The 13,819-nt window shown below is 56.2% G+C and carries 12 protein-coding genes and 1 tRNA gene; 8 read left to right on the top strand and 5 right to left on the bottom strand.

Features of this window, described 5'->3' with window-relative positions; translation table 11 throughout:
• Positions 1-5 precede the first annotated feature (5 nt).
• From ERE07_RS09575 to ERE07_RS09540, 8 genes are all read left to right on the top strand, one after another.
• The gene (locus ERE07_RS09575) at positions 6-1,124 is read left to right on the top strand and encodes a hypothetical protein (RefSeq protein ID WP_130008583.1); all 1,119 of its coding nucleotides are present in this window, start codon (positions 6-8) and stop codon (positions 1,122-1,124) included.
• A complete protein-coding gene (locus ERE07_RS09570) occupies positions 1,124-3,418 on the top strand; it encodes a glucosaminidase domain-containing protein (RefSeq protein WP_130008582.1) in 2,295 nt (764 codons plus the stop codon). The genes ERE07_RS09575 and ERE07_RS09570 overlap by 1 nt, the downstream gene beginning before the upstream one ends.
• Positions 3,419-3,555: 137 nt before the next feature.
• Complete coding sequence (locus tag ERE07_RS09565; protein WP_130008581.1) at positions 3,556-4,653, top strand: hypothetical protein; 1,098 nt, start codon at positions 3,556-3,558, stop codon at positions 4,651-4,653.
• Between the two features lie 2 nt (positions 4,654-4,655).
• Positions 4,656-4,853: a hypothetical protein gene (locus ERE07_RS09560; protein WP_130008580.1), complete on the top strand. Its 198-nt coding sequence runs from the start codon at positions 4,656-4,658 to the stop codon at positions 4,851-4,853.
• A gap of 12 nt (positions 4,854-4,865) precedes the next feature.
• Positions 4,866-7,010, top strand: a complete 2,145-nt coding sequence (locus ERE07_RS09555) for a carboxypeptidase-like regulatory domain-containing protein (protein ID WP_130008579.1) — start codon at positions 4,866-4,868, stop codon at positions 7,008-7,010.
• 222 nt (positions 7,011-7,232) lie between these two features.
• Positions 7,233-7,436, top strand: a complete 204-nt coding sequence (locus tag ERE07_RS09550; RefSeq protein WP_130008578.1) for a hypothetical protein — start codon at positions 7,233-7,235, stop codon at positions 7,434-7,436.
• Positions 7,433-7,906 (top strand): lysozyme, encoded by a 474-nt coding sequence (locus ERE07_RS09545; RefSeq protein ID WP_167670803.1) that lies wholly within the window; start codon positions 7,433-7,435, stop codon positions 7,904-7,906. Before ERE07_RS09550 ends, ERE07_RS09545 begins: the two co-directional genes overlap by 4 nt.
• Positions 7,885-8,328, top strand: a complete 444-nt coding sequence (locus ERE07_RS09540; protein WP_130008576.1) for a hypothetical protein — start codon at positions 7,885-7,887, stop codon at positions 8,326-8,328. Before ERE07_RS09545 ends, ERE07_RS09540 begins: the two co-directional genes overlap by 22 nt.
• A gap of 110 nt (positions 8,329-8,438) precedes the next feature.
• Here ERE07_RS09540 and ERE07_RS09535 read toward each other — a convergent pair.
• The 5 genes from ERE07_RS09535 to ERE07_RS09515 all read right to left on the bottom strand — a co-directional run bounded on the left by ERE07_RS09535 (position 8,439) and on the right by ERE07_RS09515 (position 13,813).
• Positions 8,439-8,528, bottom strand: a tRNA-Ser gene (locus ERE07_RS09535).
• A gap of 154 nt (positions 8,529-8,682) precedes the next feature.
• Positions 8,683-10,800, bottom strand: a complete 2,118-nt coding sequence (locus ERE07_RS09530) for a polysaccharide biosynthesis protein (RefSeq protein WP_130008575.1) — start codon at positions 10,798-10,800, stop codon at positions 8,683-8,685.
• Positions 10,801-10,847: 47 nt separating this feature from the next.
• The gene (locus ERE07_RS09525) at positions 10,848-11,579 is read right to left on the bottom strand and encodes a PglD-related sugar-binding protein (RefSeq protein WP_167670801.1); all 732 of its coding nucleotides are present in this window, start codon (positions 11,577-11,579) and stop codon (positions 10,848-10,850) included.
• Between the two features lie 29 nt (positions 11,580-11,608).
• On the bottom strand, positions 11,609-12,790 hold the full coding sequence (locus ERE07_RS09520; protein WP_130008574.1) for a glycosyltransferase family 4 protein: 1,182 nt from the start codon (positions 12,788-12,790) through the stop codon (positions 11,609-11,611).
• 60 nt (positions 12,791-12,850) lie between these two features.
• Positions 12,851-13,813: a GNAT family N-acetyltransferase gene (locus ERE07_RS09515; protein WP_130008573.1), complete on the bottom strand. Its 963-nt coding sequence runs from the start codon at positions 13,811-13,813 to the stop codon at positions 12,851-12,853.
• Positions 13,814-13,819 lie beyond the last annotated feature (6 nt).

The following is a 13,819-nucleotide window of genomic DNA, read 5'->3' as shown; positions in this document are numbered from 1 at the left end:
CGATTATGGGACTGTTTGACGCAATTTCCGCACAGACGCCGCAAGGCGAGCAGCTACGCGGCGGGCTGCTTGGCATGGCCTCAGGCTTACTCCAGGGCGGCAACTACGGCGCGTTTGGCCCTGCTTTGGGCAGAGGCTTCCAGGGCTTTGAGGCCGGGTCGCAGAACGCCGCTGACTCGCAGATGCGCCAGTCGATACTGGGCATGAAGCAGCAGCAGATGCAGACCGAGCAAGAGCAGCAGGCGCAGGCGCAGCAGTGGTGGCAAAAGAACCAAGGCAGTATCAACTCAAATACGTTGCGCGAGGCTGTTGCGACCGGCAATCCCTACATCATGGAGATTGCTAAGCAGCTTGGTCAGATTCAATCGACGGACTTACGTGCGCAGGGCCTAGCTCAAGACGAATGGAGCGCCCCTATCCAGACCTCGCAAGGGTTCGGTCAGGTCAATCGGCTTGATGGCTCATTCCGTCCGATTACCAACAACGGCCAGCCTCTTATGCCGACCACGATCGATCCTATCGCGCAGGGCAATGTTTCCTACGCTCAGACCGCCGCAAAAGAAACCGCCAAGGCGGATGTGGCACGGCCTACCGAAACTAACGCTGCGCTCACATCCTTGCAATCGACCGAATCCTCACTAGACCGGATGGAGCAAGCCGCAACTGACCTACTGGGGCATCCCGGTGTAAATAGGATCACTGGCTACGTTGGTATGTTTCCCAACGTTCCTGGCGGTGAGGCAGCGGATGCTCAGGCCATGCTCGAAAACCTCAAATCGCAAGTGGGCTTTTCGGTGCTCCAAGCCATGCGCGAGGCGTCCAAAACGGGCGGTGCGCTGGGTGCGGTGTCGGATAAAGAAAACGAAATGCTGCAAAACAATCTGGCGGCACTGCAAAACTCGCAATCGCCAGAGCAGTTTCGCGAGAACGTCAAAAAGATCGTTGATTTCGCCAGAGGCAGCAAAGAACGTCTCAAGCAGGCCTATGCAAGGCAGTATGGTGATGTGCCTGGACAACAGGCCCCGCAAACGGGCGCGCTTTCCCCCGGCGTGGTGGAAGATGGCTATCAGTACATCGGTGGCGATCCTTCAAGCCCGTCTAGTTGGACCAAGGTAGGTCGATAATGGCTACCCCGCTTGAATTTGCCACTCAATACATGCCCCTTGCGCAGGCTACCGGGCGTCGCCTGGGCGTCTCGCCTGACATTTTGCTCGGTCAATGGGGGCTGGAAACGGGTTGGGGCAAGTCCGTTATTCCCGGCACGCATAACTTAGGCAATATCAAGGATTTTTCCGGTTCCGGCATTGCGGCAAAGGACAATATGACCGGCTCAACGGACAAGTACCGCGCTTTCGAGACGCCGCAAGCGTTTGCGGATCACTATGCCGGATTGATCGAGCGAAAGTATCCCAATGCGGTAGGCGCTGGGAATGACCCGATGGCCTACGCGAGCGCGCTCAAAACTGGCGGGTATGCCGAAGACCCGGATTACATCAACAAGATAGCCGCTGTCACGCAGACGGTTCGTAAGCAGCCTGGAGTCATGGAAAAGATCACTGATTTCTTCATTCCAAGCGCACACGCCGGCACACTGCCTAAAGATGGGCCGTGGACGAAATACGCGAGCAAGCCAGAACAGGACGCGCAAGGGCCGTGGACGAAGTATGCGAAGGGGCCAGAGCAGGTCGAATTCATGCCGCTTAATCAGGACAATATTCACACCGAGCAGCCGGTGCAAGATGTGCCTAAATTCGACGCGAAAGCAGCGGTGAATGAATCGCTCAAGCTATTTCCTGATAGCCCCGATCCGGCTCAACACACAAAGGCGCTTGGTGCGGGCCTTGCTCAAGGATTGGCCGATCCCGCGCTTGGTGCGGAGCATTGGCTTGGCAAGGGGCTGGATCTTGTCGGCGCAGATCAAACAGGGCAGGCGCTTGTTCAGGATGCCGCCGAAAATCGTCAGTCCGTAGGAGACTGGGCTGATCAGTATAAATCACAGGCGCCATTTTCTGGCGGCGTAGGGCGGCTGGCGGGAAATATCGCGTCTACCGCGCCTATCCCCGGAGCGCTCGCCGGTACCGTCTCTCGCGCTGCCGTCGGTAGCATGGCCCCTGCCGTAGGGCGGTTGGCACAATCTATCGGCTCTGGCGGGCTTCGCCTGGGCAGCGCAGCAGGAAGCCGCGCAGCAAACATCGCGACACGAGCTGCGGGCGGCGCAATCGCAGGTGGCGCGACTGCTGGCATGGTAAACCCGGATGATGTTGGATTGGGCGCGACGATTGGCGCGGCGGGACCGCTGGTGCTGCGCGGCGCAGGTCTGGCAGGTAAAGCTATCGGTAATAATCGTACCGGACAAGTGGCAGCGCAAGCCAGGAATGCCCCACGCCTGCAAACCATTAAAGAGGCGACCGAAGCCGGGTATGTCATTCCGCCTAGCAGCGTGCATCCGTCCATGCGAAATACTGTGCTGGAAAGCATATCGGGCAAGATCGCGACCGCTCAATCGGCCTCCGTTCGAAATCAGGCCATTACCGACTCGCTCGCACGCAAAGCACTTGGGCTACCTGATGACGTTCCTCTTACCTCAGAGATGCTCAGCCAATACCGTAAGGCAGCGTATGACGCTGGATATGTGCCGCTTCGACAGATCGGGCCGGTACAAACTGACAACATGTTTACGCAGTCGCTAGATGATGTAGTCAAGCAATACACAGGCAAAGGCACCATTCCAGCTATGGAGCGATCCGAAATAACGGATCTAGCCGATGCGTACCGCCTAAACGGGTTCGATTCAAGCGATGCTGTTGACGCGATCCGGGCGCTACGAGAGGCTGCCGACGATGCGTTTCGAAAGGGTGACGGCGCTCTTGCCAGGGCCAACCGAGCTATCGCCGGGGCGTTGGAAGATCAACTGGAACGTGCCGCCGGGGCTGCTTCGCCAGACTTGCTGTCGTCATTTAGACAGTCTCGTGCAAATATCGCCAAAAGCCATACGGTTGAAAAGGCTCTGCGAGAAGGTAGCGGCAGTGTCGATGCAGCCAAAATTGCTCGCGAGCTTCAAAAAGGCAAGCCCTTATCGGGTGAACTGGAATTGATCGGCAAGTTTGCCAGCGCTTTCCCGAAGGCCGCTCAACCCGCCGCTCAGGTGGCCGGGCCTGGCGTGAGTAAATTGGCGTCAGCGGCATCAACACTCATGGCGGGCGCAGGCGGCGTGGCGGCTGGTCCGGTGGGCATTGGCTTGGGCGCAGTGCCTTTTGTTGTGCCGCCGATGGTTCGCTCTGGCCTGCTGTCGTCCGCGTTTCAAAAAGGACTTAGCAAGCCGGTGAATGTGAAGCCATCTCAGGTTGGTGGGCTGCTTAGCAATCCACAAATTCAACAAATGCTCAACAGAACCATGCCGTTGCTAAGCAATCAATGAGGATAGCGCCCCTGGAAGTAGCCAATGATAAACACGATGACACATAAAACGCCAAGTTTTATGAGCATGTAATCAGTAAACCCCATTCGTTTTCCTTTAGCCCTCCTTCGTGAGGGCTTTTTTATTGGACAGCAACTATGCCGGCACCAAATAGCATTACAGATCTTGACCCCATAGCCGCCAACAATACACCGCAAGGTGGCGACCTGGTGGGCGGCGGTCTTGATGACATACTCAGAGGCCACGCGTCAATTATACGCAAGCAATTCTCCATTGCCGAATCCGTACCCAGCTCGTCCTCGCTGCCTATTCCGGATGAAGGCTCGTACCTTCGCGTGACAAAAGCCGAAAACGACATCCTGACCTTTACCGACACATTCGATGGCAGGCTGATTCACCTCTCGTTTGAGGCGGGCATCACCTTGAAGCACTCCGAATCTCTGGTTTTACCGGGTGCTAAAGATATCGTAACCGAGCTGGACGATGCCTTTGCTTTTGTTAACACAGAGACAGGCGTATGGCAGTGCCTGGCGAGAATTCCGACAGCCGATACCGTGCCGTTTACAGCGACCGATCTACTGGATGCGCAGACGGTTCAAGAGGCGCTGGAGTTATTGGGTACGGCGGCCACATTAACAGCCACAACCAGCGATCATGACTCAACAGAGGGGCGTGCGTTGAGGGTTGGCGATTTTGGGCTGGGTGGATTCATGGTGTCAAAGGATTTGGCGTCTGCTGATCCTTTTGGGCTGTATTACGACGCCAGTGCCGTGAGTGGGGGAACGTTCATCCTGAATATGCCCTATCAGCAAAACCAAGGCGGATTCAGGCTATCAAACTATCCGTATCAAGATCGGTTCTATCTTCAATCATCCAACAATGTTTCTGGAAGTTTGAAATCCGCTGTTGAGATATATCACACCGGAAATTTCAATCCCGCCTCCAAAGCAAATGTTTCGCACACGCACACGTCAGGCCAAATTACCAACTTTGTATCCGCCGCTACTGCCGCACTGGTGAACATAGAGGCCGGTCTTGTCGGATCGACTTGCCTGCTGCGTAGCGCGGTGGCCGTCAACCCGAACTCTCTTGTTTCTGGCGCCAATCTTCGGTTCGCGTCAGCCGATTCCATTACTACCAGTTATAGCCTTAGCGGCACATGGCGGTGTATGGGATACACGAGCAGCACAGGCTCAGGCTCGACAGCAATCACCGTTTTCATTCGGATATCTTAATCATGAGCTACCAATACGCACTTAACCCACGCTACTCCAGTCCGGATAACAAACTGATCGACCTTGATGTGAAGTTTGAGCAGTTCCCGGCTCCAATCCCATTTACTGCCAATGCTGACGACAGCACGGACTATGGCCGCGAGTTGCATGCGAGAGCCATGGCAGGGGATTTTGGCCCTATCCAGGCATACCAGTCATAAAAAGGGCATCACATGGCGCTTAAAACACGGCCCGTAAGCGGCACGGTCTATACCCCGGATGGCAAGCCCGCAGCCGGAGCGAAAGTACTGGCAAAGCTAAATCGGTTTGAGACAGACGGCGGGGTGGTTGTCCCGTATCACGCGCAGACCGTAACAGATGCAAATGGGATGTATACGCTCCCCTTGTGGCCTAATGAGCGCGGCACAGGATCATCGAGCTATCGCGTGACGATCCGCTCAGCCAGTCCGCAGGATGTTAGCTTTACGGTTGTTGTGCCTGACGGCAACGGTGCGCTGTCGATGGACCCGCTCATTGACCGGCCTCCGTATCCTCCCATCGACCAGGCGCAAGAGGCCATTCAGAAAGCGCAGGCAGCCGCGTCTCAATCCGTGGCTAGCGCTCAGGTTTCATCCAACAAGGCCGCCCAGGCCGAAGCAGACGCCCAAGCCGCAGCGCAGGCAAAAGCCGAGGCCGCATCAGCTAAGGATGCTGCCCAACAAGCCAAGAATGATACTGAGGCCATCGCGACACAGTTCGGCGATGTGGAGCATGCGATTGGGATCGCCACCGGAGCCGCCAGCACAGCATCCGATAAAGCGCTGGAAGCTGCCGAAAGCGCTGCTACTGCCGGCACCGCCGCCCAGGAGAAGGTCGACGAGCTTAAGGGCAAGTTGGCCGATCCAAGCAAGGGGGCGGCGATGGTGGTGGTAAGTGAGAATCGAAGTGTAGCCAATGAGGTACTAGAGACATTCACCTACGGTCGTTATCTGGCCGCCACCGGCGTGAATCCCACGGCGGCGCTCATCAATGCGATTAACGACATACCCTCCGGCAACATTAATGGCTATGGCAAGGGTGCCAAGTTACGGATACCAGCTGGTATCTATTATCTGAACATGGACGAGATTGAGCTTGTGGCAAACAGGCAAATCGTTCTTCAGGGAGATGGCAAATACAACACCCATCTTGTTTTTCCGCCACAAGCAGGAATTGCCATCAAGGTGACAGGAGGAAGTCGCCTGGTGCTCGAAGGTATGCACATTACTGGATATCAAGGGTCTGGTGACTTCTTTGCTCCTGGGTCAGTGGGAATTGAATCGAGCGCTGTTATCGAGGCCAGAGATTGCTTCGTTGATGGATTTGAGAATCTGCTTGAATGGAAAGGTGGGTACTACCACAAATTCAATAATTGCCGTTTCGGTAAAGCGCAGCGCGTATACAAAAACTTTAATGCGAACAACTTTAACTCTAACGATTGTCAATACAGCGAACTTGACTACATAGGATCATTCGCGGGAGGCGATGGACCTATATTCTTCCGTGGCGGCTCGATAGAGAAGATAACGACGCGGGCATTTTCTGGTGCGGCCGGTGCTCGGCCTCCCATTATTATGGTTGGCGTATATGTGGAGAATTACCCGACAGCGCCTGCCGGAAATGGATTGGCTAAACCGTTTTATACAGGTGCCGACCTGTTCTTCGGCTTCGGGACGATCACGCTGCTTGGCAACATGGTGTCTACCAAGGGTTTCGCCAGAATTGTAAATAACACCGGGATACCGACCCGCTGCATCACAAGCCTGGGTAATCATTGGCTTTGTCAAGGGCTGGGCGATACAGATTTTATCTTCTACGCGCCGTCACTGTTAGCGGGAGATTTTAACGACACTGCAATTCAGCGAGCTTTGGGTGAGCCTGAGAACGCACAGATACAGTATTGCTCGCCCGGCATTAAGGCGTCACCTGGCGCCACAATCTACGACCCCATATTAAACGCCTACCAAGCCCCTAAACCGGTTGAGGATGAGTGGACCGTTCCAGCCGCTTTGCTGAACGGATGGGCAAATGCAGGCACATCGACCTATCACCCTTTTTCGTACAAAAAAATAGGGAACAGGGTGTGTCTGCGCGGTTATATCACTGGCGTGGATGCGACTTCTAACGCGATATTCACCATGCCCTCGGGCCACTATACGTCGCGGTACACATCGCTCACCTCAGTAGCAAGAGGCACAGGAGCCGCCACTACTGCCGTCGCATTGCGCGTATTGAGTAATGGCAACCTGGTTGTTGATAACGCTAACTATGCGGGGGCGCCAGGAAGTGGCGGGCTGGGACCGTTCGCGCTGGACGGCCTAAGCTTTAGCGTCGATTAGGCTGGTCTGCCGCAATCCTGCCCAACTCTGAAATCCCCCCCATGAACAGCCCCGAACTCGTCGCTACCTGGCGCACATGGTGGCAGCAAATTGAACCTTAGCCCAACCATTGGAGGCCGCGATGACCTCACCCAAACTCGGATAGCTGATGCAACTACCTGAACAAACAAAATCCTTCTCTAACCGCACGCGGAGGCGCGTATGCCCCAAAGGATCAAAATCATGATGCAAGATGATGGACTGCATGCACCTGCTGCCACGGTAAGCGGCGCTCTCATCTATGGCTGGACGCTGGACACCGTTGTGCTCGCTTTGTGGGCCATCTATGTGCTCATCCTCATCGCAATCAAGTTGCCTGATCTGGTGGAGAAATACCCGCTTATTGGACGTATATGGCGGGCGCTGTTTGGCTGGGTGCGCAGATGACAATCAAGGAAAGGGTTGGCGCGGGCGCAGCGGCTGCCATCGCTATATCGCTACTCGCCGGTCTGGAAGGCTACACCGGCGGGCCGTATCTTGACTCTGCCGGTATTCTTACCGATTGCTTCGGCAACACCAAGAACGTGCGCCGCGACCATATCCGTAGCCTGGATGAATGCAAGGCGCTCTTAAATGGCGAGGCTTTGCGCATCGGTGACAAGGTGCTCACGCTCACCGAAAAGCCCGTCAGTACGCCGACTCTCGCGTCGTACATCAGCTTTACTTACAACGTGGGCGATGCGGCGTTTCGAGGGTCTACCTTGCTCAAGCTGCACAACCAGGGGCGGTACCGCGAGGCCTGCGAGCAGATGCGCCGCTGGGTGTACGTGACGGTGGCGGGGCGCAAGGTCAAGCTGCGCGGTCTTGAGAATCGCCGCGAAGCCGAGGTCAAGCTATGTCTATCCGGGCTCAACTAGCCGCCCTGGCGCTGGCCTTGCTTGCTTTGGCTGGCTGGTGGCTGCATCACTCAGGCTATCGGCAAGGCGTGGCTGACCAGAAAGCCAAAACCGTCCTACAGCAAATCGCCATCGAACAAGGGATGCAATATGAACGAGATCAGGCTGACGCCCAATACCGAGGGGCCGTGCTGGCTCGCGAGGCTGCTCAAAAGGATGTTGCCAGCGTTCGTGCTCGCCTTGACGGGCTGTTGCGCGAACGTAGCGACAACGCCAAAACTGCCCACGCCAGCAGCCGATCTGATGACGCCGGAGCGGACGGGATCGGAATACTTATCGAGTGTGTCCAAGAATATGACTATATGGGCCGAGAAGCTGCAAGGCTCGCCGATAAAGTAGGGGGGCTGCAAGGGTATGTACGCTCCGTCCAGACAAAAAAATAGCCCGCTCGGTGGCGGGCTGGCATTTCGATCCGTCAAATTTTCCCCCACCACGCATAAAAAAAGCCGCTCAAATAGGCGGCTTTCAATGTGTCGTAAGTACTTGATTTCTCTGGCGGACAGGGTGAGATTCGAACTCACGATACGCCTAAACGTATACCGGATTTCGAGTCCGGCGCATTCGACCACTCTGCCACCTGTCCTGTCTGCCGCCCGCAATGCCGGGCGATGCCATATGCCTGATTGACTGGCGTGCGACCGGGTCGAAGGAAGGACGCGCATCAGGCAAGTCCGGTATTCTAGCAGGGATTAAAAAAAAAATCATGGCGCACCCCCCGCGTCGGCCTTGCCGCGGGGCTAGGTGCCAAATCCGGCCGTCTTGACCTCATTGCGGGGATGTGGAGCAAGGCTGGCCGCCGGGATGGGTTCGTCTTGTTTTTGAGGCGGCAGCAGCCAGTCGATGATTTCCTCATCAGGCGCATAGCCATCGACCAATCTGAAGAAAATCTGTCGGATGGCGGCGTAGTCATCATTCCTGACAGCCTTGTCGAGGCTGGTCAATGCTTTCTTCAGCGCTTCCCATTCGACATGGCGTTCGTTGGCTCGCTTGATCTTGGGATGACGGGTAGGCGCCACATGTTTGCCGATGAGCAACTCCTCGTACAGTTTTTCGCCTGGTCTAAGGCCTGTAAAGCGGATGGCAATATCGCCGCCCGGGTTGTTGGCGGAATGAACGCTGAGCCCAGACAGCCTCACCATATTCACGGCCAGGTCCAGTATCTTGACCGGTTCTCCCATATCAAGCACGAAAACGTCGCCGCCGGTTCCCATGGAACCTGCCTGAATAACGAGTTGAGACGCTTCGGGTATGGTCATGAAATAACGCGTGATGTCAGGATGGGTGACCGTGACCGGCCCGCCGTTGCGGATCTGCTCTCTGAAAAGCGGTATAACCGACCCGGATGAATCCAGAACATTGCCAAAACGCACCATGGTGAAACAGGTGGGGTTGTGGATGGCGAGTGCCTGGCGCGAGCCATACAGGCGGGGTTGGGGCTCTCGGGCCAGTGCCTGGAGAATGAGTTCTGCCACCCGCTTGGTGCTGCCCATGGTGCTGGTCGGACGTACGGCCTTATCCGTGGAGATGAGCACGAAATTGCTGACGCGCGCGCGCATGGCGGCCTGAGCCGAGCTCAAGGTTCCGAAGATATTGTTGACGATGCCTTCGGCAATATTCCGTTCAACCATGGGAACGTGCTTGTAGGCTGCGGCGTGATAGACCGTATCAACTTCCCAGATCGACATGGCTTCGAACAGTCTTTCTTCGTTGCGTACCGAATTCAGGATAGGCAGAATCTCGATCTCCAGTCCTTTGGAAACAATGCGCGACTCAAGATCCTTATGAATGCTGTAGAGGTTGAACTCGCATTGCTCGTAGAGGATAAGGCGGCGGGGCAGGCATGTGATGATTTGCCGACAGAGTTCCGCGCCTATGGAACCCCCCGCGCCTGTGACCAGCACCGCCTTGCCTTTGATGCAGCGTTCGAACAGTTCGGGATGCGGTCGCACAGGATCGCGTCCCAGCAGGTCGGAAATATCGACTTCCCGCAGATCCTGAACCTTGACGCGGCCGCTGGCAACGTCCATTAACCCCGGAATAGTTCGGACACTGATATCGTGGCGATTCAGGTGCTGGATGATTTCCGCACGGCGGTTGCGTGGGGCGGATGGAATGGCCAGAAGCACTTCCTGCACGTGTTTGCGTTCGATCAGTTGTTCGAGCTCGGCAATACCGTGGACGGGCAGGCCAGCAATGACTCTGCCGGCCAGTTCAGGATTGTCGTCGATGAAGGCCACGGGGTGGCGACCGTGGCCCAGGCGCAGCGCCATGAGCAACTGATTGCCTGCCGCGCCCGCACCGTAGATCACAACGCATATGCGCCTGCAGTGCGATGGATTGGTGGACACCGGAAACCTGGTGTCGGCCCGCCCTGATCCCAGAAAGTACTGTCGCATCAACAGACGAAGGCCGGCAATAAAAAACAGCGACAGCAGCGCATAGATGATGACTATGGAGCGCGGTACTGGCGTTTCTGGCGTGGGATGCAGCAGAATGCACAGGGTCAGCAGTGTGGTCGAAATCAATATGGCCAGTGCGGTGATGGCGACGGCCTGCAGGCCCGCATAGCGAGTTACCGTTCGATAGAGCCTGCATAAGTGGAAGGTCGGCAAGCCGATGGCGGGGGCCAGCGCAAACAGCCATGCGTGACCACCCAGTGGATGGATCAGGCTGATATTGTCCAGCCTGAGGTAGAACGACAGCCAGAGTGCCGCCCAGATGAGGAGCGTGTCGACGATCAGCTGGAGCGAGCGCTTTCTGTTCTTGGGCCAGGCAAGAAGATGCGCACGCAAGCTGTGCGTCGTGTGCGCGACAGGCGCGAGCCCAGGCTCGTGCGTGGTGACGATATTATCCATCTCATCCCTCTCTATCGATATCGTTGTTCTTTGGGGGAGGAGTTGCGCTATCTGTGCAGGCGCGACAGGATTGTTGGCAGTGCGGTGACTTTGCCCGTGGCATTGCCGTTGGCGCGTCGGGTGGCGGGGGTGGGGCGCAAGGGTCTTGCAGGATTGCCGACGACTGTTGTGTAGGGCGGTACGCTTTTGGTGACAACCGCTCCCATGCCGATGAAGGCGCCTTCGCCGATGACGATGCGGCGGCCCTTCATGCTCTGTCTGATCACCGCGCCTGTGCCGATATACACGTGGTCTTCGACGACAACGCCGCCGTTGCAGCAGACGCGCGGAGCGAAGGTCACGAAATCACCTATTTCGCAGTCATGGGCTACATAGGCGTACATGTTTGCATGGAAGAATTTGCCTATCGTCGCGTTCGCAGTGATCAGGGAGTACGGGCTGAGAATGGCGCCGGGTGAAATGTGGCTGCTGGAGAGTGCGCCGCTGTTGGACGCGCGCACGGTAAAGGGCTGTGCGCCACCGCCTGTAAGTTTCTCGGCCAGTCTTTCCCGGCAGTGGCTGTCCGCGATTGCAACGTTGAAGAACTTCTCGGCGTCCAATGCCAGAAAGTCTTCTGGTGCAAGAATATCGTGGCCATTGGTGTAGGGTGAGCTGTTGTTGTCATCGACAAAGACCAGCCTGTAGTCGTCTTCCATATGAAACTGGTTGAGCATCTCTTCAGCAAGTGGCATGGTTTCGCGGCCATGGCCGCCGATGCCCACAATGGCATAAATTCGCATGATGATTTGTCTCCTTGTTGTGCCTGGCTTTATCGAACGGTCGCCAGATGGCGTTTGTAGGCGGAATGAGAATGTGTGTGATGAAAACCAATACCCATCTCGCGCAACATGACTGCATTGACCTTGCCTACGTCGTACTTGTGTTCTGCGATGCGACGCGAATAAGCGCCCATCCTCCTGGCAAGCCCAGGATCGTCGACAAAATGCTGCATGGCAGCGGTGAGCGAGTCTACGCACTGGACGGGGATGAGATAGCCGTTATGGCCGTTGATCACGGTTTCCCGACAGCCGGGTGCATCCGTGGTGATTACCGCCCTTCCCATGGACATGGCTTCAAGCACAGTGCGTGGCGTTCCTTCGCGATAAGAAGGCAGAACGTAGACGTTGCATGCGGCGATGGCAGGCCGCACATCGTCCAGGCGACCAAGAAAGTCCAGGTGCCCCTGGGCCAGCCAGCCTTCGAGTTCTTGCTGGGATACAGAATCGGGATTGTCGTCCAGCCATCCCACCAACGTGAAGCGAGTGTGGGGATGTTGGCGATGTATGCGCATTGCGGCTTCGCAATATTCGCGCACGCCTTTGTTTCTCAACAGTCGAGCGACCAACAGAAAATGTGGCGACTGCGGCAAGGGGGCTGGTGCGAACTGCTTCAGATTGATGCCTGATCCATTGATCACCACGGTTTTGGCGGAGGGATGCAGGATGCCCAGTGACCGGAATAATTGTTCGTCATCCGGATTCTGAAAGAAGGTCTTGTGCGCATGGCCAAGGGCTGTGGTGTACAGCGCCTGAGCGACTCGGCGGCACAAGCCGGGCCGTGAACCTTCGCCATTTTTTCCCGCGAAGGCGTATCCCAGCCCGGTGATCAGCGCGTAGCGGTGGGGCACGCGGGCCAGCCACGCGGCGAGCGTGCCATAGATAACTGGCTTAATGGTATAGCCCATGACAAAGTCCGGCTGTAACCGCATCATCAACCGCCACAGAACCCACAAGGTGAACAGATCGCGCAGTGGATTCATGCCTGTGCGCCTGAGCGCAATGTCATGCGTGGCCAGACCTCTGGATTCGAGCTCGTGCCGGGTGGTACTGTTGCGCGATAGACCTGGGGCTGCAATGTGAACCTCCATGCCTTTGGCGATCAAGGCCTGTATAAATGGCCCGCGAAACTGCGTGATCGATTCCGCGTAGCTCGCGACTAGCAAGAATTTCATGATGCTCTCCCTGTGAGGGATGAAGGAGAAAGGCGGGTTCGGGCTTCCCGCCAAAATGTTTCAGGCGGTTGTCGAAATCATCGAGCGCAGAAACTTTGCCGTGGCGTAGAGCTTCGAAGGCGTCCTCGACACGCGAAAGTAGGGCTGTTTCTGGGTGCTGAATTGCCGATAGGAGCGGGCCAGGTCCTCGGTCATGCTTCCTTCGAAATCGAAGCTGGTTGTCAAGGGTGAGACAAAGCGGATAATTTCTCGTATCAGGAGAGAAGGCGCGCCGCTTCCCCTGAATCGCGGGTCAATAGTGCTGATCAGCCCATAAGCACTGTTTGCATCCCACACAACGAACAGGGCGGCGTGTAGATTGCCGTCTTTGTCATAGCCGGCAATGGTTCGTCCGGCGTCGTGCCGATAGGCGGTCTCATACAGTTTCTTGAAAAGCGAAAATGAATAGCTGATCTTTCTGCGTTGCAGAGCCAACGCCATTTTGTGATTCTCGTAAAACTCCTCGGCTGAAAGATCGAATGCGATGCGAATGTGTTTTTCCGCCTTTCTGATCTCGTAGCGCTTTGCATGCGAGAAGCCGGCATACACACTGGCTATGTCTGACAGATCATCAATGACAAAGGTATAGCGGGTTGTCTGAGTGAATCCTTTCCAGTAAAAAGGCAGCCAGTTGCTATAGGAGTAGTGCCATTGCTGGACATAGTGCGAGTAAGGCGGCAACTGCGCGATCAGGGCCTGCATCTGCTCTTTTTCCCAGCTCAGCAGCTTGGATGATTTCAGCGATGTTGGCTTGAGCCACGGCCCCAGTGTCTGGGTGAGCGATGGCTGGGTGAGCAGCGTTATTCCCAGCAGCCTCTTGATGACAAAGGGGAGCGAGGCGACGATTTCGCCTTCTCGTTCAACGATGACAACATCCCAGTTTTCCGAACCCGCTGCCGCATCCAGCCACCATGCTTTGCTGAAGACGGGTATGGAAGGCTCACTATTGCATAACGCTCGGTATGCTTGCTTCGCCGTACTCATTTTTAT

This window comes from Allopusillimonas ginsengisoli (assembly GCF_004153455.1).
Lineage (GTDB): Bacteria > Pseudomonadota > Gammaproteobacteria > Burkholderiales > Burkholderiaceae_B > Allopusillimonas > Allopusillimonas ginsengisoli.
The sequence above is the reverse complement of the archived record's forward strand: the minus strand, read 5'-3'. Positions and strand labels throughout refer to the sequence as shown.